The 22,852-nt window shown below is 59.4% G+C and carries 19 protein-coding genes; 4 read left to right on the top strand and 15 right to left on the bottom strand.

Going from position 1 to position 22,852, the window contains the following annotated elements; translation table 11 throughout:
* Nucleotides 1-232: 232 nt before the first annotated feature.
* Entirely contained in the window at nucleotides 233-1,102 is an 870-nt protein-coding gene (locus ABRZ26_RS09320) for a pirin family protein (RefSeq protein WP_319603975.1), read from the top strand.
* Nucleotides 1,103-1,170: 68 nt separating this feature from the next.
* Here ABRZ26_RS09320 and ABRZ26_RS09315 read toward each other — a convergent pair whose 3' ends face one another.
* From ABRZ26_RS09315 to ABRZ26_RS09290, 6 genes are all read right to left on the bottom strand, one after another.
* On the bottom strand, nucleotides 1,171-2,145 hold the full coding sequence (locus ABRZ26_RS09315) for an NAD(P)-dependent oxidoreductase (RefSeq protein WP_319603974.1): 975 nt from the start codon (nucleotides 2,143-2,145) through the stop codon (nucleotides 1,171-1,173).
* Between the two features lie 26 nt (nucleotides 2,146-2,171).
* Nucleotides 2,172-3,443, bottom strand: a complete 1,272-nt coding sequence (locus ABRZ26_RS09310; RefSeq protein WP_319603973.1) for an MFS transporter — start codon at nucleotides 3,441-3,443, stop codon at nucleotides 2,172-2,174.
* A gap of 89 nt (nucleotides 3,444-3,532) precedes the next feature.
* Nucleotides 3,533-4,477 carry a sugar kinase gene (locus ABRZ26_RS09305; RefSeq protein ID WP_319603972.1) on the bottom strand — a complete coding sequence of 315 codons (945 nt, stop codon included), beginning with the start codon at nucleotides 4,475-4,477 and terminating at the stop codon, nucleotides 3,533-3,535.
* A 2-nt stretch (nucleotides 4,478-4,479) separates the two neighbouring features.
* Nucleotides 4,480-5,232 carry a sugar phosphate isomerase/epimerase family protein gene (locus ABRZ26_RS09300; protein WP_319603971.1) on the bottom strand — a complete coding sequence of 251 codons (753 nt, stop codon included), beginning with the start codon at nucleotides 5,230-5,232 and terminating at the stop codon, nucleotides 4,480-4,482.
* A 529-nt stretch (nucleotides 5,233-5,761) separates the two neighbouring features.
* Nucleotides 5,762-6,289: a GNAT family N-acetyltransferase gene (locus tag ABRZ26_RS09295; RefSeq protein WP_319604006.1), complete on the bottom strand. Its 528-nt coding sequence runs from the start codon at nucleotides 6,287-6,289 to the stop codon at nucleotides 5,762-5,764.
* Between the two features lie 26 nt (nucleotides 6,290-6,315).
* On the bottom strand, nucleotides 6,316-6,585 hold the full coding sequence (locus ABRZ26_RS09290) for a type II toxin-antitoxin system TacA family antitoxin (RefSeq protein WP_319603970.1): 270 nt from the start codon (nucleotides 6,583-6,585) through the stop codon (nucleotides 6,316-6,318).
* Between the two features lie 268 nt (nucleotides 6,586-6,853).
* Here ABRZ26_RS09290 and ABRZ26_RS09285 point away from each other — a divergent pair, with 268 nt between their 5' ends.
* The gene (locus tag ABRZ26_RS09285; protein WP_319603969.1) at nucleotides 6,854-7,867 is read left to right on the top strand and encodes a LacI family DNA-binding transcriptional regulator; all 1,014 of its coding nucleotides are present in this window, start codon (nucleotides 6,854-6,856) and stop codon (nucleotides 7,865-7,867) included.
* Nucleotides 7,868-7,967: 100 nt separating this feature from the next.
* Here the strand turns inward: ABRZ26_RS09285 and eutR are convergent, their stop codons facing one another.
* The 4 genes from eutR to ABRZ26_RS09265 all read right to left on the bottom strand — a co-directional run bounded on the left by eutR (nucleotide 7,968) and on the right by ABRZ26_RS09265 (nucleotide 13,496).
* Nucleotides 7,968-9,005 carry an HTH-type transcriptional regulator EutR gene (gene eutR, locus ABRZ26_RS09280; protein ID WP_319603968.1) on the bottom strand — a complete coding sequence of 346 codons (1,038 nt, stop codon included), beginning with the start codon at nucleotides 9,003-9,005 and terminating at the stop codon, nucleotides 7,968-7,970.
* Nucleotides 9,006-9,244: 239 nt separating this feature from the next.
* Complete coding sequence (locus ABRZ26_RS09275; RefSeq protein ID WP_319603967.1) at nucleotides 9,245-10,603, bottom strand: aldehyde dehydrogenase family protein; 1,359 nt, start codon at nucleotides 10,601-10,603, stop codon at nucleotides 9,245-9,247.
* A 438-nt stretch (nucleotides 10,604-11,041) separates the two neighbouring features.
* The gene (locus ABRZ26_RS09270; RefSeq protein ID WP_319603966.1) at nucleotides 11,042-12,403 is read right to left on the bottom strand and encodes an aspartate aminotransferase family protein; all 1,362 of its coding nucleotides are present in this window, start codon (nucleotides 12,401-12,403) and stop codon (nucleotides 11,042-11,044) included.
* Nucleotides 12,396-13,496: a phosphotransferase gene (locus ABRZ26_RS09265; protein WP_319603965.1), complete on the bottom strand. Its 1,101-nt coding sequence runs from the start codon at nucleotides 13,494-13,496 to the stop codon at nucleotides 12,396-12,398. Before ABRZ26_RS09265 ends, ABRZ26_RS09270 begins: the two co-directional genes overlap by 8 nt.
* 137 nt (nucleotides 13,497-13,633) lie before the next feature.
* Between ABRZ26_RS09265 and ABRZ26_RS09260 the strand changes: the two genes are divergently transcribed.
* Nucleotides 13,634-14,332: a GntR family transcriptional regulator gene (locus tag ABRZ26_RS09260; RefSeq protein WP_319603964.1), complete on the top strand. Its 699-nt coding sequence runs from the start codon at nucleotides 13,634-13,636 to the stop codon at nucleotides 14,330-14,332.
* Between the two features lie 17 nt (nucleotides 14,333-14,349).
* On the opposite strand, the gene ABRZ26_RS09255 is transcribed toward ABRZ26_RS09260, so the two are convergent.
* The 5 genes from ABRZ26_RS09255 to ABRZ26_RS09235 form a co-directional block, all read right to left on the bottom strand.
* Nucleotides 14,350-15,762, bottom strand: coding sequence for an amidase family protein (locus ABRZ26_RS09255; RefSeq protein WP_319603963.1), 1,413 nt, complete (start codon nucleotides 15,760-15,762; stop codon nucleotides 14,350-14,352).
* Between the two features lie 64 nt (nucleotides 15,763-15,826).
* On the bottom strand, nucleotides 15,827-17,488 hold the full coding sequence (locus tag ABRZ26_RS09250) for a dipeptide ABC transporter ATP-binding protein (protein ID WP_319603962.1): 1,662 nt from the start codon (nucleotides 17,486-17,488) through the stop codon (nucleotides 15,827-15,829).
* Nucleotides 17,489-17,568: 80 nt separating this feature from the next.
* Nucleotides 17,569-18,447, bottom strand: a complete 879-nt coding sequence (locus tag ABRZ26_RS09245; protein WP_319603961.1) for an ABC transporter permease — start codon at nucleotides 18,445-18,447, stop codon at nucleotides 17,569-17,571.
* Nucleotides 18,448-18,466: 19 nt separating this feature from the next.
* Nucleotides 18,467-19,408 carry an ABC transporter permease gene (locus ABRZ26_RS09240; protein WP_319603960.1) on the bottom strand — a complete coding sequence of 314 codons (942 nt, stop codon included), beginning with the start codon at nucleotides 19,406-19,408 and terminating at the stop codon, nucleotides 18,467-18,469.
* A gap of 59 nt (nucleotides 19,409-19,467) precedes the next feature.
* Nucleotides 19,468-21,060 carry an ABC transporter substrate-binding protein gene (locus ABRZ26_RS09235; protein ID WP_319603959.1) on the bottom strand — a complete coding sequence of 531 codons (1,593 nt, stop codon included), beginning with the start codon at nucleotides 21,058-21,060 and terminating at the stop codon, nucleotides 19,468-19,470.
* Between the two features lie 237 nt (nucleotides 21,061-21,297).
* Between ABRZ26_RS09235 and ABRZ26_RS09230 the strand changes: the two genes are divergently transcribed.
* On the top strand, nucleotides 21,298-22,797 hold the full coding sequence (locus ABRZ26_RS09230) for a M81 family metallopeptidase (protein WP_319603958.1): 1,500 nt from the start codon (nucleotides 21,298-21,300) through the stop codon (nucleotides 22,795-22,797).
* Nucleotides 22,798-22,852: the final 55 nt, after the last annotated feature.

The following is a 22,852-nucleotide window of genomic DNA, read 5'->3' as shown; positions in this document are numbered from 1 at the left end:
ATGACTTCCACTTAACGCGTGACCTGGCCCACGGGGTGCCACTATAGCGAAATCGCGGCGCATGAACTGTGAAAGCAATCAAAGAGCGTCGCCCGCCGGCACGGTTTTGACCTGACCGCGACACGAATCCGCACCGCGCGCCACGCCGACTGCTATGCTGTGATCACCGGTTGCATTCACTGTATATCAATGCGTTTATCGTCAAGCCATGCCACATGATCAGGGGATCCCAATGACCAGCAGAACGATTAAATTTCAACACCCCGCCTACAGAGACGATATTGCCGATCTCTCGACGGTGCGGCCGCTTCCCGGTCCCCACGTCGAGCAAATTGATCCCTTCCTGTTTTTGAATCATCACGGGCCGCAGGTATATCAACCGAATAATGCGGGTCTGCCGTTTGGCCCGCATCCGCATCGCGGCTTCGAGACGGTCACCTTCATTCTGGCCGGCGAACTGTCTCATCTGGACAGCGGCGGTCATGAAAATATCATCGGCGCCGGCGGCGTACAGTGGATGACGGCCGGTTCCGGCCTGATACACGCGGAGCTGTCGCCGGAATCCTTTAAACGCAGCGGCGGCCTGCTGGAGATCCTTCAACTGTGGGTGAATCTGCCGGCCAGACTGAAAATGACCAAACCGGCCTATATCGGCCTACAGAAAGATCAGATCCCGGAAATTCCGCTTGATGGCGGCCGGGTAAAGGTCAAACTGGCGTCCGGCGAGTTTGCCGGAACCACAGGGCCGATCGCCTCGCTGACCGGTATCTCGCTGATGACCGTCGCCATGCAACCCAAGGGCGCCGTAACGCTGCCGGCACCGCCGGGACACAATGTATTTCTCTATACCGTGCGCGGCAATACGGCCATCGACGGCGTGCCGATCAATCCCCAGCATCTGATTGAATTGAATGATGATGGCGATGCGGTCAATATCACGGCGTTCACGGATGCGCTGATCCTGTACGGACACGCCGCCCCGCTGAACGAACCGGTCGTCGCGCACGGTCCTTTTGTGATGAATAGCCGGGAAGAGATCTCGCAGGCGATTCGCGACTATCAGTCCGGGGCATTCGGCAACGTGACGCCGGGAACAAGGTAGATTGGCGTTCTCCGATCTGCGCCCGGCGCGCGGATAGCGAGTTAACCCGCTATCCGCGCGTCCTTCGCTTATTTGAGCCGCTGGCCATTGACGCTGTTTTCTTCCGTCTCGCCGTCCAGCGCCTTGATCAGATTATCCACCGCGCACGCGGCCATGTTATAGCGCGTTTCATGCGTCGCCGAACCGATGTGCGGCAACGCCACCACGTTTGACAACCTCAGCAGCTCGGAGTCGGCGGGCAGCGGCTCGACCTCGAACACATCCAGCCCGGCTGCGCGAATGACGCCGTTTTTCAACGCCTCAATCAGCGCGGGCTGATCGACAATGCGTCCGCGCGCGCCATTAATTAAAATGGCGCTCGACTTCATCCGGCGTAAACGCTCGGCGTTGATCAGATGATGCGTCTGCTCGCTATAGGGCAGCGTGATCGCCACAAAATCCGACTCGGCCAGCAGCGTATCCAGTTCGCAGCGTCGGGCGCCCAGCGTTTGCTCCACCTGAAGGTTGGGCCGATCGTTCCAGTACAACACCTGCATGGCGAATCCGGCGCTGGCGCGACGGGCCAGCGCCGAACCGATACGCCCCATTCCCAGAATGCCGATGGTTTTGTGATGAACGTCGGTGCCGTAATATTCGCTGCCGATGCTGCGCCGCCAACGGCCCGCCTTGACCAGTTCCCCCATCTCCTGCGCCCGGCGGGCGGTCATCAGGATCAGGGTGAATACGGTGTCGGCCGTTGTTTCCGTCAACACCGTCGGCGTGTGCATCAGCACTATCCCGCGCCGGGTCAGATCCTCGACGTCAAACTGATCGTAGCCCACGGAAATGGTGCTGATGACCTTAAGCTGCGGCGCATGATCGAGTAACGCGGCGCGCACCGGCACGCTGGCGCCAATCATGCCCCTGGCGTCGCTTAGCGCGCGAATCACGTCGGACTGATTGGCGGCATTGATGCCGTCAAAAAAGCGCACGTCAAAGCGCTCCGTCAGTCGTTGATGCAAGTCTTGCGGGATTTTTTTATACAATACAATCGGTTGTTTCATGTATAACGTCTCCTGACGGTCAGCGGTCAAACTACCGCCGTCACCTGTTTTTGCGCCTCGGACGGTTTAACAATGATGGTGAGCCAAACCGAAACGAGCAGCGCGCCGGCCATAAAGACATAAGAGGCGGCAGGCGATCCGGTGGCGCCGTTGAGATAGCCCACGAACCAGGAGCCAAAAAACGAGCCCAGCGCCCCCATGCTATTGATTAGCGCCATCGCGCCGCCGGCGACATTGCGCGGCAACATTTCCGGGATAATGGCGAAGAACGGGCCGTACGGCGCATACATGGCCGCGCCGGCAATCACCAACATGGCGTAAGACCACCAGAAATGATCCGCCCCCAGCAGATAAGAGCCGACAAACGCCAACGCGCCGATCAACAACAGCGGCCAGACGAACAGCTTGCGGTTCTGCATTTTGTCGGAAGCCCAGGAAACCACCAGCATGGCGATCGTCGCCGCCAGATAGGGAACCGCGGACAGCCAGCCGGCTTCGACCATGCCCATATCGGAACCGTGGCGTAAAATCGAGGGTAACCACAGCACAAAACCATATACGCCGATACTCCAGGCAAAATACTGTGCGCACAGCAGAACGACATTGCGCGAACGGAAGGCTTCGGCGTAGTTACGCACCACTTTGATATTCTGTTGCTCCGCCAGTAATTGCGCCTGCAACGCCGATTTTTCCTCGTTGCTCAGCCAACTCACCTCATCGGGTTTATCCTTGACCAACACCCACCAGCAAAACGCCCAGATAATCGCCGGAACGCCTTCTATGATGAACATTTCACGCCAGCCATAAGCGTGGATCAAATAGCCGGAAACCACCGACATCCATAGCACCGTGACCGGATTGCCCAGAATCAGGAAGGTGTTGGCGCGGGAACGCTCCGCTTTGGTGAACCAGTTGCTGATATAAATCAGCATGGCCGGCATGACGGCGGCTTCGACAATCCCCAGTGCAAAGCGGATAGCGGCCAGCGCGGGGATATTGCTGACCATGCCGGTCAGCGAAGCGCAGCCGCCCCACAGGATCAGACACCAGAAGATCAGCTTGCGCACGCTGCGCCGTTCGGCGTAGATCGCGCCCGGAATCTGGAAAAAGAAGTATCCCAGGAAAAACAGCGCGCCCAGCAGCGAGGCCATGCCTTTGGTAATGCCGAGATCATCATTGATGCCGGCGGCGGAAGCGAAACTGAAATTGGCGCGATCCAGATAAGCCAGGCTGTAGGTGATAAAAATCACCGGCATCAGGTACCACCAGCGTTTCTGAGAAAGTACGGGATTTTTCATTATTGTCATCCTCAATATTTATCAGTCGGGCGTCCGTACCTAGGTGTAGGGTTCCAGTGATAGAGGTTGATACGGAATTGACCGGCGACTTACTCCGCCAGTTGCGCGCGGGTCGGCAGCCCTTCGCTATCGCCAATGGCCTGTACCGCCAACGCGCCGATTCGGTTGCCGCGCATCACGGCTTGCGCCATGCTTTTCTCTTCCAGCAGCGCGCTGATGACGCCGACCGCGAAACCGTCTCCGGCCCCCACGGTGTCGACGACATTCTCCACGCGCACGGCGGCGACATGCTGCCGCTGCCCGTCGCGGGTTTTAAACCAGGCGCCGTCCGGCCCCAGCTTGATGATGACGGCCTTCACCCCCTGGGACAGATAGAAATCGGCAATCTCTTCCGGCGTCTGCTTTCCGGTCAAGTTCTGCCCCTCTTTCAGGCCGGGCAGCACCCAATCCGCCAGACATGCCAGCTCGTTGAGCTTTTCACGCATCACCCGCTGATTCGGCCACAACACCGGGCGCAGATTGGGATCAAACGACAGGGTTTTCCCCATGGCGCGCATTTCCCGCGCCGCATGGTTGGCCAGCGTCAGCGAACTGTCGGAGATGGCCGCCGCGACGCCGCTGAGATGCAAATGGCGCGCGCGCATAAAATATTCGCGATCAAAATCGCTTACCGCCAGGTGGCTGGCGGCCGAGCCGCGGCGGAAATACTCCACGATGGGATCGGTTCCATTTTCAGCCCGCGATTTAAGCTGAAAGCCGGTAGGAAAACGCGCATCCAACGTGACGCACTGATGATCGATCCCCTCTTTTTCCAGCGTATCCAGGGTAAAATGACCGAAAGAGTCATTTCCCACCCGGCTGACCCAACCCACCTTGAGCCCCATCCGCGACAGACCGATGGAAACATTCAGCTCCGCGCCCGCAATACGTTTGGTGAAGTGGCCGGCCTGCCGTAGCTCGCCGCTTTCATTGGCGACAAACATCGCCATGGCTTCACCGTAGGTAATCACATCCAGTGGAAGAGTGGTGCTCATCTTTAATTCTCCCTCAGTAAATTAACGTAATGCCGGGTAACCGCCGTCAAATCCTGACCGACCAAAGGAAACTCAATACCGCGCATCGCCTGCTGCGGCAACAGGGCAAGCAATGAACGCCAGCTACCGTCGCTGTTGTCCAGATCGACGGCATGCCACTGGCGATTCCGCTGTTGCGCCGCTTTGACGTGGATATAGCCGACATATTCGGCCAGGCGGACGGCGGCCTGATTTGCGTCTTCATCCACCCAGCGCCAGTTCGCCATATCAAAAGTCATGCGGATCGGCGAACCGCTCTGCCGGACGTCGGTGAAAAACGCCTGTAGCGGCGGCAAAACGCCGTACGCTTTGGTCTGGTCGTTTTCCACCACCACCTGAACCGACCGGCCGCCGAGGCTGGCATTCAGTTCGCGCAAGTCATAACCGGCGCGATAACCGCCCAGCGAAAATTTGACCGCCCGCGCCTTCAGCGCACCGGCCTCCGCAAGCCGCGTTTCCAGCCCAGGATTCAGATCGCCATTGTCGGAGAACAACCCCTCAGGCACGGAATAGAGCGTAAATAATTGATGCCGGGCAATGCGCTCAGCCAGCGCGGGCAAGGTTTGTAACTCCTTATCCGTCAACAACTCCCGTCGTATTTCCACACCGTCGGCGCCCGACTCGGCGATAATCGGCAGCAGCGCGGCCTGACCGCCCAGTTGTTTTACCCGCTCGCTGCCATAAGCCGCCGTAACCACCACAATTTCTCTTTTCATCTCGACTCCCGTGAGCACCAATGCATTGCCCTCTGTTTTCCTGTGGCCATAGTAAATGGTATCGGTTCCATTAAAAATCGCGCCACGAACAGAATGTGAACAAAATCACAGCATAATTATTTTTTATATTTAATTTCAAATAGATAAAATCATCTCCCCGGACGACTGGGCATCGATATCGGGCGCAGGCTATAAATGGAAATAGCGGCTTTGTTACGCAGGAATATTCTCTGGTATGACATATTTCAGGAATACCAATGGCGGTTTACGGTTTCAGCAGGCTGATCCCCGCCTACTGCCGCGGGGATGACGAGGGAGATGCGGGGATGACGAGGGAGATGCGGGGATGACGGGGGAGATGCGGGGATGACGAGGAGAGATGCGGGATGACGAGGGGAGATGCGGGGATGACGAGGGAGGTGCGGGGATGACGGGTTGTGTTTGCGGGAATGACGGGCGTCGCAGATACCATGTTGATATCAGCCGATGGCTGTCTACGGTTCCGGGGAGTGCGGAATACTCTGCTGCGTTATGCCTGCGCCGGCGGGTAGCGTTTTGATTTTTTATCCGAAAACAATTGTTCAAAAGATTTGGTGGGATAAAACAGCGCATGGTCATTCTCACCGACAAGAGGGATGAAGCCAAGTGCCGCATAAAAACGCCTGGCCTTGTCGTTAAGCGCTTCAACAAAAAGCCCATAGATACCCACAGCCTTAGAAGCCTGCCAGACGATTTTCATGGCGTGTGTAACCAAAGTCACGCCATACCCTTGTCCTTGCAGTGACTTGTCAATAGCCAGACGACCCAGGGTTACGCTTGGCGTATTGCGATAAGGGACTTTTTTTTGTTGTGCCTTTGACGGCAGCGTGCCTCTTTCGAAGCAACTGCCGGACAATGTGTAATATCCCAGGATTTTCGCCCCTTCATCTCTGAGAACATAGGCTCTTAAAATCTGTCCGGCGTGCTGCCGCTTGAGATGATCTTTTAAAAATACATTCAGCGACGCTTCACCGCAATCAAAATTCAAAAAATCATATTGAAAATCATCGGTGATCATCTCTATCGTCAGCTTGCTCACAGCTTCTACTCCATGTGTTGTAGACGCTTCGCCGCTCGTTTCAGCTTGTCATTCGGTGCTTGCGGATTGTCAATGGCATCCATAACCAAGTTCCACGATTCTTCGTTAAGAACTAATCGACGATGCTGTTGTATAACTTCCGCCGCACGTTCTGCGGCACTGCTAACCATGAACTGGGTCATCGTCAGGTTAGATAGAGCCGCCGCTTCTTCGATCATGCTTTTGTCGTCATCGGTTAATCTTAAGTCGATACGCTGCTTTTTAAGTGCGGACATTGTTTCTCTCCTCGGCTACTCAAGTTGTTAAGTAGCCACTTACTCCTGGTCTCCAGGGGCGACCAACACGGTCTTTATGGCTTCTTGCCATGTACACTTATTCTTTTAGGCCTCTGCTTCTTTTGCCTAATTTGAACGCTTAGCTCATGTACGGAAATATTCCGTACATGAAATATAGCGACAATTGACAATACAATCAACTGCGGCGAGGTAAAACCTCGGGCGGTTGTGATAATCTGTGGCAAGGTCATATCCAGAGGATAGCGTGGTGAGAAGTAAGGGAAACCGTACAACAATCAGCGACGTAGCCAAAGCGGCGCAAACCGGGAAAACCAGCGTGTCGCGCTACCTGAACGGCGAGCAGCGCCTGTTATCGGACGCCCTTAAACTTCGCATCGAGAACGCGATCCGGCAACTGAATTACAGCCCCAGCCAGATGGCGCGCGGCCTCAAAAAAGGACAAACCCGCCTGATCGGCATCATCATCGCGGACATCACTAATCCTTATTCCGTCGACGTGCTGCGCGGCGTGGAAGACGCCTGCCAAAAGCACGGCTTTACCCTGCTGATGTGCAACACCAATAATGAAGTGGATCAGGAGCAGCATTATCTGCAATTGTTCAGCAGCTACAGCGTGGAAGGCATCGTGGTAAACGCGGTGGGCATGCGGGAGGACGCGTTTGCCAGACTACAGCACTCTTCATTGCCGATGGTACTGGTTGACCGCAAAATTCCCGGCTTATCATGCGATATGGTCGGGCTGGATAATCCGGCGGCGACCGTCGAAGCCACCCGCCATTTGATCGAACAGGGATTTGAAGCGTTTTTATTCCTCAGCGAACCCCTGGGGCTGGTCAACACCCGCCAGGAGCGTTTGACGGCTTTTCAGCAGACCATGCGGGATAACCCGTCATTAGTGGCTTGCCACAACGACGTGGCGCTAAGCGACCAGGAACGACTGGATGCCCTCCTGCATGAGTTTTGTCACGACCACCGCGGAATGCGTAAGGCGGTGATTTCAGCGAATGGCGCTCTGACCCTGCAAATTGCGCGCGCAATGCGTCGGCTGCGCCTGAACTGGGGAAATGATATCGGCTTTCTGGGCTTTGATGACATGGAGTGGGCGGAAGTCGCCGGCATCACCACGCTCAAACAACCGACCTACCAGATAGGCCGGGCCGCGCTTGAGCAGTTGCTGTCGCGCATTCGCGGCAACAACGACCCCATCGTGGAAAAAACCTTCCCCGGTACGCTGGTGATCCGCGGTTCCACCGCCCGCTGACCCTATCGCGGCGACCAGAACGAGAGGCGCCCCCGCTCGGCAGCGGCGTCCCCCGCCCCGCCGAGCGCTGACATACAGCTCATCGCCCGGCGAATCGCATCTAATCCCGCAATCGCGCGCGCAGCGTCGCCGACGGTTTCTCATTAAATAAGCGCTGATAATCGTTGGCGAACTGACTTAAGTGCCAGAATCCCCACTGCATCGCCGCGTCCTTAACCGTGTCGCAGCGCGAAAAGGGACTGATTAATTCACGCCGCACCGCATTGAGCCGCAGCATTTTCAGCCAGGCATTCGGACCAACGCCCAGGGTTTCGCAAAAGGCGTTCTGCAAGGTGCGGCGGCTGACGAACAGTTCCCGGCACAGATCGGGAACCGTCACCGGTTCCGACATCCGGCTCAGCGCATATTCACGCGCGCGGGAAACCAGACGCCGGTAGCCCGTTCGCCGGTCGGTCGTGCTGGCAGGCGGCGGACAGGCGCTTTCCAACAGCGCGATCACCGCCGTCAGCAGATTATCGTTAAGGACTTTGCTGACGCTCTGCATCCCTTGCGGATCCCGGCTGCCGTGGCGCAGCGCCTGATGGATGTACGCCCATAAAGCCTTTTTCTTGTCAGTATCCACCCTCAGCGCCGAGGGTTCTTGCAACAGTTGAAAGAACTGCGCCTGCTCCGCCAGCATACCGGTGTGTTTTAACAGCACGTCATAGGAGATCACCACGCCCAGGATCGCGTATTCGTTCGGCGTATTCAGCTCAAACTCTTTGCCGCCCGGACTCAGCGCGATGCTGCCTTCGTCGATGGGCTGCGATCCGATAGCGCCGGTCTCGCCGCAGGCGAGCGGGATCCCCAGCCAGAATGCATCCGGCCACACCATGCAGGACTGCCGTAACGCCAGATTGGTGTATTCGTGGCAGAATTGAACGCCGTCGAACAGCAGTTCCGTCAGTTCGCCGCGAAAATGTCCGGGATGAAGCTGATCGTAAAGCTGCTGCCACGCCGTAATGGTGCAGGATTGCGCGTAGACATCCTGCGTATAATGTTGATGTACGTATTCATCTTCAGCTTGCGATGCCGGTTTCACCGCTGAGGGATAACGCATGGCATCCAGAGAATGCAAGTTGGGGCGTTTGTTCGTCATTGTACGCTCCTCGACAATTACCGTAACGGTATCCACAACATGCGCCGACCACCACAATCCGGCACGGATGACGATACTTTATGTCATGTTCGGGCGAATTACCGTGACGTCGACGATACCCTGATATCCTCGGCGCCGCCGGACATTCGCCCGATGCACTCTTCTTTCATTACGCCCTTTTCACCGCGGCCGTCGCCTCATTATCGCCATGGCGGCCACGGAATGGCGACGCGATCGCATCAGACGATGCGGAACATATCCACCATCACACAGCGACGCCGGCGGACAAAGGTGCTGGCCGAGGTCACGCCTTCGCCGGTCGGCGTGGAGATGGTCATCGAGGTACAGCCTTCGCCGCCCAGTCCCAGACCGGCGATACAGGGGCCGTTTTTCACAAAGATGCTGGTATTCATGATGCTGGCCATGTGGTGCATATTATTCACATTGGTGGAATGTATCGCGGCGGTATGCTGACAGCCGCCTTCCAGCTTCACCGCCAGCTCAATCGCTTCTTTCACGTTTCTGGCCCGCACCACCGGCAATACCGGCATCATCATTTCGGTGACGGCAAACGGATGCGCGGCGTCGGTTTCCGCCAGCAACAGACGCGTTTGCTCGCCGACTTCCAGGCCGATGCCGGCCGCGATTTTCGCCGCGTCGCGGCCAACCCATTCACGATTGACCACCCCTTTGCCATTCTCGCCGATGTTCGACAATAGCTGCGGCAGCAACTGCCCGACTTCGTCGTCGCTCAGCAATACGGCCTGATAACGCTGCAATTCCGCCAACAGCGCATCCGCGACGCTTTCAACCACAATCAGCACTTTTTCGTCGGCGCAGATGATGTTGTTATCGAAAGACGCGCCGCGAACGATAGAACGCGCCGCCCGGGCGAGATCCGCCGTCTCATCCACCACCACCGGCGGATTGCCCGCGCCCGCGGCGATCAGTCGTTTGTCGGTATGTTTACGCGCCGCTTCCACCACCGCTTCGCCGCCGGTCACCACCAGCAGGCCGATGCCGGGGTACTTAAACAGCCGCTGCGCGGTTTCGATGTCGGGATTCGCCACGCTGACCAGCAGATTGGCCGGCCCGCCCGCCGCCACGATCGCTTTGTTCAGCAGGCTGATGGCATGCAGGGAGACCTTTTTCGCCGACGGGTGCGGCGCGAAGACCACGCTGTTGCCGGCTGAAATCATACTGATCGCGTTATTGATGATCGTCGCGGCCGGGTTGGTGGACGGCGTGACCGAGGCGACCACGCCCCAGGGCGCATTCTCAATCAGGGTCAGGCCGTTGTCGCCCGTCAACACTTCCGCCGCCAGGCATTCCAGACCCGGCGTGCCGCGCGCCTGGGACACATTCTTGGTATATTTATCAATCACCCGGCCCATACCGGTTTCGGCGACGGCCATTTCCGCCAGCACCTGCGCGTAGCGTTCGCCCGCGTGGCGCATCGCGTCGATAACCCGTTGACGCAGTGCCATGCTGTTCAGCATTTTCTGCGCCATCGTCGCGGCGTATACCGCATCGTCCAGCGAGTCGAACACGCCGGCTTGCGGTATATTCATTACCTTTTCAGTCGTTAGCTGTTCCATACTCACTTTTCCTCTTCATTATGCTGTTATGCCGTTTCTTCCAACCGTGGACGGCGAAAAGTACGGAGGTGAATTCAGTCACGGCGTTCAATGACGACGTCGCACCGACCGCGTGCCGTCCAAATACCGCTTATTCCTGACGGAGAACGGCTTATCGCGCATCGTCCGGGAAGGCAATGAGGAACATCAGGCGCAACCGGCCTCCTGGAGGGACTTGGCGGAAAGCGTTCCATTGCCATTGCGTCTCCTCATTGACCTGACATCGATTCTGTCAACAATTCGCCAAAGGAAATAACAAATTTCGGCAAGGGGAATGAAAGATTGAAGTGGATCACTTAAATAGCGGGATTTTACGCTCGAACGCGGCCGTAAAAGCGCGCCGGGAGGGGCGATCGGCGATCGCCCGCTGACAAATCATCACCGTTCGCCGGCGCGGAATTATCCTCGCGACGTCAATTGCGCCAGCACGGCTTCCGTCTCGCCGAGCAGTTGCTCGCCGTCGGCCTGTGAAAAAACCAGCGGCGGACGAATTTTCAGTATGTTGGCCGAGTAGCCGGTGGCCGAGATCAACACCCGCCGCTCGCGCAGCCCGTTAACAATCGCCGCCGCCAACGGCGCATCCGGGGTTTTCCGCTCAGGATCGCCGACCATTTCCACGCCGATATAGAGCCCGGCGCCGCGAACATCGCCAATCTGCGGATAACGGCGGGCAAGTTCGCGGAAGCCGGCGCGCAGGAACGTGCCGACCCGGCTGGCGTTTTCCTGCAACCGCTCGTCGCGGATCACATCAAACGTCGCCTGCGCGGCGGCGATCGCCACCGAATTGCCGCCAAAGGTGTTGAAGTAACGCTGGTCGCGGCCGAAACGCTCGACGGCCTCATGGGTGACGGCCACCGCCGCCACCGGATAGCCATTGCCCATCGGTTTTCCCAGGGTAATGATGTCCGGATCGAGACCGTGGCGCTGAAATCCCCACAGCTTATCGCCGGTGCGGGCGAAACCGGACTGCACTTCGTCGGCGATAAACAACCCGCCCGCCGCGCGCACCACTTCGGCGACCGGCGCCAGCAGATCGGCGGGGTCGGTATAAATACCGTCGGACGAAAACACCGAGTCGGCAATAAAGGCCGCCAACCCTTCGCCATAACGCTGTAATTCGGCAATCTGCGCGGCCACCTCTTCCGCCATCCGCCGCCCCATTTCCGCGCGGGAAAGGCGATAGGAATCCGGCGCCGGCACGCGGCGCACCCACTGGCCGAGCGGCGAATGCCCGCCCAGCGACGGCGAAATACCGGCCGTCAGGAACGAGTTGCCGTGGTAGGCTTCGGCAGTGATGATCACACCCTGCCGGCCGGTGTAATGGCGGGCGATGCGCAGCGCCAGATCGTTGGCTTCCGAGCCGGTGCAGGCAAACATCATGTGACCCTGCTCCGATATCCGTCCGCCGAACGTAGGCAGCAGTTGTTCGGCGTAATCCAGAATCCCGTCCTGAATATAGCGGGTATGAGTGCAGAGTGTCCGCATCTGGTTATTGACGGCGTCGGCGACCCTGGGATGCGCATGTCCGACCGAAACCACGTTATTGTAGGCGTCCAGATATTCATTGCCGTTGCGGTCATACAGCCGCACGCCCCGGCCCCGGCTCACATCCACCGGCTGCTGATAGAAAAGGCGGTAGGCCGGCCCCAGCAGGCGAGTGCGCCGCTCAATGGCGGCGCGGTCAGCCGGATCGAGATGGTCAAGATTATCGGGATTAAAGGCATTGACCATTTTACCGCGGCCGGCATGGGAATCAGTCATGGTGTTCTCCTGAAAACGGAATCATCGACATAAACGTTGTTGAAAGCTCATCGCTGGAGCGGGCCAGCAGCCAGGCCAGTTGTCCCCAGCCCGGTTCGGTATTACGCAAAACATAGCGGGCGTTATCCGGGAAACGCCGCGCGCGCCACTGCGTAATCAGCGCCCGGGCGATCGCGCGCCCCATCACCAGATGAGGCAATAACGCCAGTTCTTCGCGGCTAAGCGGCGCCAGTCTCAGATAACCGCGCAGCAGATCGCGCCCGTCGGCGAACAGGTCGTCCGGCGGGTTGGCGGCGGCGTCCCGCGGCAGTTGATTCAGCAACGCGGTGGCGACATCAATGGCGACGGCGGTGTATACCGTATCGCCGAAATCAATGATGCCGGTAACGAAATCGGGCCGGCCGGCATCGACGATAATATTCGACCGGCTGAAATCATTATGCAGCACCTGGCAAGGCAGCGACCGAATACGTTCCGACAGATGCAGAAAACGTGCCATTCCGCGCTCAAGCAGCTGTTGTTGTTGTTTATTTTCCACCGACGCCAGCAGCGGTCGCAGATTGGCCAGATTTTTCACATCCCACAGCAACGTGCGGCGCGCGGCGGGATGCTCGAACCGGGCCATCGCCAGCCGCAAGCGGGCCAGCGCTTCCCCCACTTTTTCCCGCTGCCGGGGCGAAGCCTCGACGCTGTCCAGCGGCGTCCCGGCCAGATACGTCAGCAAGCGCGCATAGCGCCGCTGACCCGCGGCATCGGTTATCCGCACCATCATATTGTCCTGAACATCGGCTATCGGCGCGGGTACCGGCAGCCGGTCGTCCGTCTGCCGCAAAAAATTCAGCAGCGCTGTTTGCAACTGTATCTCATCCGCCGGCTCGGCGGGATTGGCGACTTTGAGAATATATTGCCGACCGTGGGTATCGGTTAGCCGAAACGTATCATCCTTTTCGGTGGCCAGACGCCTGACCCGCCCCTCGATGCCGAAATGCGCGCGGGCAAGCTGTAATGCCTCATCATCGCTCATGCTGATAAATCCGGTCGTCAGACCGCTGTCGTCCGCCGCGATATCAATGTCGTCTGAATCTATCGCCATATACTGTTTATCCCAATTGATTGCGATATTGTCGATTGTCGACAATCGTGCCGTATAAAGCAAGCATAGCGTCGACAATCGCCAACCGTCGCCTATATAATCCGGACATCACTGATTCCTGAGCGCCATGTCCGCCTATGATAAAACGTTCCCGCTTAAAACCGCTGACGAAAAACTCCATCGAAACCCAGACCACCGACAGTCTGCGCAGCTACATCCTTTCCGGTTCGGTTAAACCGGGCGATCGCCTTACCGAAACCTCGCTGGCCGAACAGCTCGGCGTAGGGCGCGCCACCGTCAGAAGCGCATTTCAGCGCCTGTCGGGAGAAGGCATTCTGGTGCAGATCCCCTATACCGGCTGGGAAGTCTCCTCGCTGTCGATCAACGACGTGTGGGAGCTGTGGACGCTGCGCGGCAGTCTGGAAGGACTGGCGGCGCGTCTGGCGGCCGAACACACCGACCCGGCGCAACGCCAGGCCATCGAACGCGCATACCGGCGTCTGGAAGACGACTGTGCGGCGGGCGATATGAAAGACATCAGCGAAAGCGACATGCATTTGCACCACACCATCGTCAACGCCGCCAATCACCAACGGCTGGCTCACCAGTACACGCTGGTGGAGCAGCAGGTGCGCTTGTACATTATGACCAGCAATGTCTATACCTCCGACGGTCCCGCCGACATCTTTTCTCAACACACGCCGATGGTCGAAGCGCTGCTGGCCGGCGACGGGCCGCGCGCGTCGCAGGAAGCCTGGCGGCATAACGAAACCGAAGGGAAAAAACTGTCGGACTGGCTGAAACAGCAAAACGGGCAGGACGCCGCCATCCGTTGACGCCCCGCCGCGTCGGCTCAGTCAGGTATGCCGGCCAGCGGCAAACGCGGACTGCGTGCTTCGATATCCGCCCCCGCCGCCAGACACAGATCTTCGCGAAAACGCCCCGACACGATCTGAATCCCCAACGGCGTCTTATCGGGCAGATAGCCGGTACACAGGCTTAGCGCGGGCAGGCCGGTGACGGGCAGCCCGATCATCGGCAACTGCGAACGCCATACGTGCTGATAGGCGGCCTCGCCCTGCAAATCCAGATTATTGGCAAACGGCAGCGAAGCGCTGACCGGCAGCAGCACAACCGGGTATTGTTGCAGAAAAACGCCCCATTCGCGGGCGATGCCCAGCCGACGCGACAAAGCCTGTGAAAATTCCGTGATGCCGATATTCTCGGCTATCGCTTTCTGTCCGGCCAGCGCGGCGATGGCGCCGGGATCGCCTTCCCGCTCCGCCGCGGCAACCATACCGGCATAGCCATCGCCCATCCACAGCGTAATCTGGATCGCCACCGCTTCTTCCAGCGACACCAGTTCATCCACCTCATCGACGATCCACCCCGCGTCTCTCAGCTTGTCCGCCGACTCAAGCAGCGACCGACAGATTTCCGGCGCGGTGTCGATACCGTCGGGGCGCAGACATACCGCGGCGCGGCGCGGCGCATCGGGGCCATGCAGCGGCGCAGGCACCCACCAGGGATCGTCGACGCTGCCGACCGACATCGCCCGCAGCGCCAGCGACAGATCCGCCACGCTGCGGGCGATCGGCCCGGAGACCGCCATAATCTGGCCGCCGATGGTGCGTTCGGCGCCGGACGCATTGTAAGCGGCGATGCGGCCAAACGACGGACGCAGACCGTGAACCCCGCAGGCATAGGCCGGATAGCGGATCGAACCGGCGATATCCGTACCATGACCGATGGCGGCGATCCCCGCCGCCACCGACGCCGCCGCGCCGCCGGACGAACCGCCCGGCGTCAGCGCGGCATTACGCGGATTAAGGGTGGCGCCGTGCAGCTGATTATCGGTGAACCAACGGTAGCTGAACGCGGGCGTATTGGTGCGCCCGATGCTCAGCGCCCCGGCCGACAGCAGGCTGGTGACCACCGGGCTATCGCGCGTGGCGATCAGGTTTTTCTGCGCTTTCAAGCCGTTGGTATTGACATAGCCCGTTTGGTCCACATTCACCTTGATGGTAACCGGCACCCCGGCCAGCGGCCCGACCGGTTCGCCGGTCGCCAGCTTTTTGTCCACCGCCCGCGCCTGCGCCAGCGTATCTTCCGGGCGGTAATCCACCACCGCATTAATGGCGGGATTCACCGCCTCCAGCCGTTGCAGGCTGGCGAGCGCCACCTCCCGGGCGCTGATATCGCGCAATTGAATCAGACTGGCGATTTCGCTGGCCGAGAGTTGCCACAGTTCGGATGTCGTTTTCATGCTGGTTTCCTTGTTTCATCAGAGAAAGCATCGGATAAAGGCGGTAAGATCGGCAGACGGCGGTCTACGCGCCTGCCGGACAAAAATTCTGGAAATCCCAATTCCGCCCCGGCGCCGCCTCAATCAGCGAACGCGTATAGCTATGGCTGGGTCGGCTCAGTACCGTAACGGCGTCGCCGGCTTCCACGATCTCCCCCTTTTTCATCACCACGATGGAATGACAGATTTGCGCCGCCACCCGCAGGTCGTGAGTGATGAACAGGATGGCGACGCCGGTGCGTCGGCGTATTTCCTCCAGCAGATCCAATACCTGCGCCTGCACGGAGACATCCAGCGCCGACACCGCTTCGTCCGCCACCAGCACGTCAGGCTCCATCACCACCGCGCGCGCAATGCATAAGCGCTGGCGTTGCCCGCCGGAAAATTGATGCGGATAGCGCGACATCACCTCTGCCGATAGACCCACCATTTCCAACGCCTTGCCGGCGATATCCAGCGCCTGCCGGCGCGGCGTGCCGAAATTGATCAGCCCTTCAATCAGCGAATCGCCCACCGTGCGGCGCGGATTGAGCGAGCGGTAAGGGTCCTGGAAGATAAACTGTATCTTGCGCCGCAACCCACGCATCTCCGCGGCTCGGGTTTTCACCAGATCGGTGTTCCCCAGCATAATGCTGCCGCCGCTCGGCTCCTGTAACCGCACCAGACAACGCGCCACCGACGATTTTCCCGAGCCGGACTCGCCCACCACGCCCAGCACCTCGCCGCGGCGAATGCGGAAGCTGACGTTGTTGGCGGCCACCACTCGCCGGGTCGCGCCCATGAATTTTTTCTCTTCGTAAATCTTGTCCAACCCGATGACTTCGATGGCGTCCGGCGTCATCGGTCGGGAAGCATGCCGGGGCAACAGGCTGGGAACGGAAGAAACCAACATCCGGGTGTACGCCTGGGCGGGACGAATAAGAATGTCGTCACGGCTGCCGCTTTCCACCCGCTCTCCGCGATTCATCACCACAATGCGATCGGCAATTTCCGATACCACGCCGAAATCATGCGTAATGAATACCACCGCCGTTTGCTGGCTGTGCTGCAACTCCTTAATCAACGTCAGGATCTGCTTTTGCGTGGTCACATCCAGCGCGGTGGTCGGCTCATCGCAGATCAGCACCCGCGGTTTGAGGATCAGCGCCATGGCGATCACGATACGCTGACGCTGTCCTCCCGACAGTTGATGCGGGTAGCTGTGGTAAATACGCTCGATATCCGGCAGGTGAACCGCCGCCAACATCGCCATAATCTGCTGTTTGCGCGCCTGGGCGGGCAGTGGGGTGTGAATACGCAGTACCTCATCGATCTGCTTACCGACTTTCTGCACCGGATTCAGCGCGGTCATCGGTTCCTGAAACACCATGCCGACAGTGGAAGCGCGCAGCGCCCTCAGGCGCGACGGACTGGCCTGCACCACATCCTCGCCGTCCACCAGAATGCGGCCCGCCGTCACGGTCAACGCCCCGACCGGCAGCAGCCCCATAATCGCCAGCGACGTCACCGATTTTCCCGAGCCGGATTCGCCGACAATGCAGACCGTCTCGCCGGCGAACACCTGATAGGACACCTTCTCCACCACCGCCCGACCTTCGCCGGCCTTACCGGTTCTTACGGTAACCGACTGCACGTCCAGCACCGGATCTGTACTCTGAGACGCATCAGAGGATTGAATTGGCTCCATGGATACTCCTGTTCTTGTGAGGCTTGTCGTTCAACCCGTTTTGACAAACAAAAGTCATCAAACCAGGAATCAACGCATTGCTATAACCGTTTCGCCATGCGGGGATCGAGCGCGTCGCGCACCGCGTCCCCCAGCACATTCACGCTCAATACCGTCAGCGATACCAGGATCCCCGGATAGAGGATCATGCCCGGCAGCATCATAAAGTAGACCCGGCCGTCGGCCATGATGTTGCCCCAGGAAGGGATCTCCGGCGGAATGCCCGCGCCGAGGAAGCTCAGGATGGCTTCGGTCAGGATCGCGGAGGCGAAAATGTAGGTTCCCTGAACGATCAGCGGCGCCACCGTAGACGGCATCATGTGCCGCCACATAATGACCGGCACCGGCGTCCCCAGAATAATCGCCGCCTCGACGTAGGATTCGTTGCGAACGCCCATGATGACGCTGCGCACCATCCGCACCACGCGCGGAATTTCAGGAATGGAAATCGCCACCAGCACGGTAAACAGGCTGGCGCCCGACAGGGAAACCAGCGCGATGGCCAGCAGAATGCCGGGAATGGCCATCAGCCCATCCATAATGCGCATCACAATGGCGTCGACCAGCCGGAAATAGCCGGCGACCACGCCGATCGCCAATCCGATGACCACGCTGATGCACACCGCCCCCAGCCCGACCACTAATGATTGCCGGGCGCCGAACACCACGCGGGCGAAAATATCGCGGCCCAGCGCGTCGGTACCCAGCCAGTGCAGCGCAGACGGCGTTTTAAGCCGTTGCGACGGATCGATATCAATCGGGTTGTAGTGGCTTATCCAGGGCGCGAGCAGCGCCAGCGCCACCACGATCAGCAGCACGGCGGCGCCCAGCATCACCGGCCAGGTCAGCAAGCCGGCGCGAAGCTGGGCCGATATCCCGCCCGTCGACGCGGCCGGAACCACCGAGGTTTCTGAACTCATTGCCATTCTCCTGTTCGGCTTAATAACGGATACGCGGATCAATCAGGGCATAGAGCAGGTCGATAACCAGATTGATGACGATGTACAGCGTGGAGAAGATCAGGATCAGCGCCTGAATGATGGGATAGTCGCGCGCCTGCACCGACTCCAGCACCAGTCGTCCGAGTCCCGGAATATTGAATACCGACTCGGTGACCACCACGCCGCCGATCAGCATGGCGATACTGACGCCGATGATGGTGACGATCGGCACCGCCGCATTGCGCAGCGCGTGATGAATCAGCACCCCGCGCTCATTCAGCCCTTTCGCCCGCGCGGTGCGGATAAAATCCTCCCCCATCACTTCAATCACGCTGGTGCGTACGATGCGGGCAATCAATGCGATATAGGCCGTGCTCAGCGCCAGCGTCGGCAGGATCAGCCGCTCCAGAAACGGCCAAATGCCTTCGCTCAGCGGCCGATAGCCCTGCACCGGCAGCCAGCCCAGCCAGCGCGCAAACACCAGAATCAAGGTATAACCGAAGATGAACACCGGTACGGAGAAGCCGATAACCGAACCGGCCATGATCAGGCGATCCAGCGGTTTGCCCTGTTGCCACGCCGCCATAATGCCCAGCGGGATCGCCACCACGATGGCCACCACGATGGTGGAAAGGCACAGAGCCAGCGACGGGGCGAAACGATCGGCGATCATGGCGGATACCGGCGTGCCGGGAATCAGCGAGACGCCCAGGTCGCCGCGCAATAGTCCGCCCACCCAGATAAGGAACTGTTGCAGCACCGGTTTATCCAACCCCATGGCGGTACGGATATTCGCCAGTTGCTCCGGCGTCGCGCTGTCTCCGGCCAGAATCAGCGCCGGATCGCCGGAAGTCAGCCGCAACAGCAGAAAGACGATGACCGCGACGATGCACAATACCGGCAGCGTGGCCGCCAGTCGTTGTAAAATAAATCGAGGCATAGCGATTACCTGTCGTGTTGGGAATAAGGCGCCCGGCGGCAACGCCGGGCTTCGCGGATTTAGTTACCGGTTTTGGTCATATTCCAGAACACCGGGACGGTGGTATTCACCTGATCTTTCACATTCGCGCGCCGGGCGGTCACCACCGAGCGCTCGCCCAGCGGAATGGCCGCCACTTCCTCCAGCAGCGTTTTCTGCAATGCTTCGGCGTACTGTTTTTTGTCGCTGTCGCTGGTGCTCAACGCAATTTTCAGTCGCAATGCTTCCGCGGCGGGAATATCGGGCCAGCCGAACCAGGCCTGCGGCCCGTTGGCCGCGGCGGTGATCGAGCCGACCGGATCGGAGATATCGGCGATGGTGTTGTAAGTGCTGAAGATATTCCAGCCGCCATTGGCGGGTTTCTCTTTCGAGGCGCGGCGCACCGTCACGGTCTGCCAGTCCATCGCCTGCAACTGCACGTTAAAACCGGCCTGACGCAGCGACTGGGCGAATACCGGCGGCATCGCCGCCAGCGACTGGACGTCCGTGGCGTGCAGAATAACGACCGGCGTGCCGTCATAGTTGGCCTGTTTCAGCAGCTCGGCGGCTTTGGCCGGGTTGCCTTTCACCAAAAGGTCCGCCCCGACCGAACCGGCATACGGCGTGTCGCAGCCAAAGTACGCCGGACAGGTGTGATAATATTTGGGATTGCCGCTTTGCGCCTGCAATACCGCCTCCTGATCCATCGCGACCAGGGCGGCCTGACGGATCAGCTTGTTATCGAACGGCGGCTGAAGGAAATTGAGCCGGGCCACATTCTGCGAGCCTTGCAGCTTATATTCGGTCAGCGTGACCTCGTCGTTGTTCTCCAGCATCGGCAACAGATCCATCGGTAAATCCTCGATGAAATCCACCTCGCCGGAAAGCAGCGCATTCACCGACGTCATGGTATCCGGCATGGAGATCCATTTGACCCGATCGACCTTCACCACCTTGCCGCCCGCCAGCCCGCTGGCCGGCTCTTTACGCGGCACATAGTCGGCGAATTTCTCAAATACCGCCTGTACGCCGGGACGGTATTCGCCGGCGATGAAGCGGAACGGGCCGGAGCCGACCGCTTCTTTGATCGGTTCGCCCGGCGGCTGATCGGCCAGCCGTTTTGGCAGCATAAACGGCGCCACGCCGCTGGATTTGGCCAATGCCTGTAGCGCGATGGCCGTCGGCTGTTTGAACGTCATCGAGAAGCTTTTGTCATCGATCACCTGAATATTTTCCAGCAGGCCGTTCATCACCTGCCCCAGCTTATCCAACTGCGCCCAGCGCTGGATGGATGCCACGCAGTCTGCGGCGACCACCGGTTGCCCGTCATGCCATTTCAGGCCGTCGCGCAGCGCGAAAGTATAGGTTTTGCCGTCTGGCGACACGTCCCATTTTTCCGCCATCTGCGGCTGGATGTTATTGTCGGCATCAAGCGCCAGCAGCGTGTCATAAACCATGTAGGCATAGTCACGCACGATATAGGCCGTCGTGATGTTGGGATCCAACGCGCGCAGGCTGGCATGCATCACGGCGTTAACGGTGGCCGCCTGAGCGACGGTTGAAGCGAACCCTAGCGATGCAGCCATTAACGCGTAACGGGCATAACGCCGTAGCGGTAATCTCGAACTGGTCATGTAAAGCTCCTGGATCGTTTGATGGAAATGGCGTTATCCTCTGACGGGATATTGTCGACAATCGACGATACAGACAGAAGCAATTATCGTTCCAGCTTGCAAACCCGAGATAAGCCGATCATTTGCGCGTTACTGGTGCAATTTTGTTCACCTGATTTCGCCGTTGCGCACCGGCACAGTGCAACCGCGCCGGATACATCAGGCCGGTATTGAATCCAATACAGCGAGGAGAAGACATTGCGTATCGTATATGGCGGTTTTGAGCATGAAACCAACACCTTTGCCCCCAGCCCCGCCGACTGGCGGATGTTCGAACAGGGCGGCGGCTGGCCGGGCATGACGCAGGGCGAGGCGGTATGGCCGAGCATCCGCGGCAAGAATATTCCCGCCGCCGGCTTCGTCGCCCAGGCGCTGGCGCACGGCGATGAGGCGATCCCGACGGTGTGGGCGGCGGCCAGCCCTTCCGGCCCGGTCACCCGCGATGCGTTCGAGCGTATTTCGGCGCTGATCCTTGAGGGTATCCGCTCGGCGCTGCCCGTTGACGCAGTCTATCTGGATCTGCATGGCGCGATGGCGGCCGAACACCTCGACGATGGCGAAGGCGAATTGCTGCGACGCGTGCGGGCGCTGGTCGGGGCGGCCATTCCGGTGGTGGCAAGTTTGGATCTGCATGCCAACGTCAGTCGGGCGATGTTGGATAACGCGGATTACCTGGTGGCCTTCCGCACCTATCCCCATGTGGATATGGCCGATACCGGGGTACGCGCCTGGAATTTGCTGATGCGGCATCGGGCGACGGGCGACAAGCCGGCCAAAGCCGTACGGCGCATCCCGTTTCTGATTCCCATCAGTTGGCAATGTACCGATCTGGCGCCCGCCAGCGAGCTTTATCAACAGTTGGCGGCGCTGGAAACAGAGCAGACGCATCTGTCCTTTACCATGGGATTCCCGGCGGCGGATTTTGCCGAATGCACGCCGGCGATCTGGGCCTATGCGCCGGATCAGGCGCAGGCCGATCGGCTGGCCGATACGCTGTATCACGCGGTGTGCGCCGCCGAATCCCGCTTTAGCGACAAAACCTATACGCCGGATGAAGCGGTGCGATACGCCATGCGTCGGGCGGCGCAGGGCTCGCGGCCGATCGTGATAGCCGACGCCCAGGACAATCCCGGCGCGGGCAGTAACTCCGATACCACGGGAATGCTGCGCGCGCTGGTGCGCAATCAGGCGAACCGCGCCGCCATCGGCCTGATGGTGGATCCCGCCGCGATGAAAGACATCGAGGCCGCCGGCGCCGGCAATAGCCTCACCCTTGCGTTGGGCGGACACGCCGGTCTGAGCGACGACGAACCGTTTAGCGCCACTTTTTTTATCGAACGAATCATGTCCGGCCGCTTCAAGGCCACCGGCCCCTATTTCGGCGGCTTCGATATGGATCTCGGCCCCAGCGCCTGTCTGAAGATCGGCAACGTCCGCGTGGTGGTCTCCACCCACAAGGCGCAAATGGCCGATCAAGCCATGTTTCGCTTTGCCGGAATTGAAACCACCGAACAGGATATTCTGGTGGTCAAAAGCGCGGTACATTTTCGCGCGGATTTTTCCACCATCGCCGCGGAGATTATCGTGGCGGTGGCGCCGGGGTTCATGCCCGTGGATCTGACAACCTTGCCCTGGCGGCATCTGCCTGAGGGTCTGCGGTTAATGCCGATGGGACGCCCTTTTCAGGCCCCGCGTTAAACCCCGGCCGGATGACGGCGCAGCAGCAGCCGTCATCCGGCCATTTTCGCTTCCT

Source organism: Brenneria sp. L4-2C, assembly GCF_040240335.1.
GTDB lineage: Bacteria > Pseudomonadota > Gammaproteobacteria > Enterobacterales > Enterobacteriaceae > Brenneria.
This window is presented reverse-complemented; position numbering and strand designations above follow the sequence as displayed.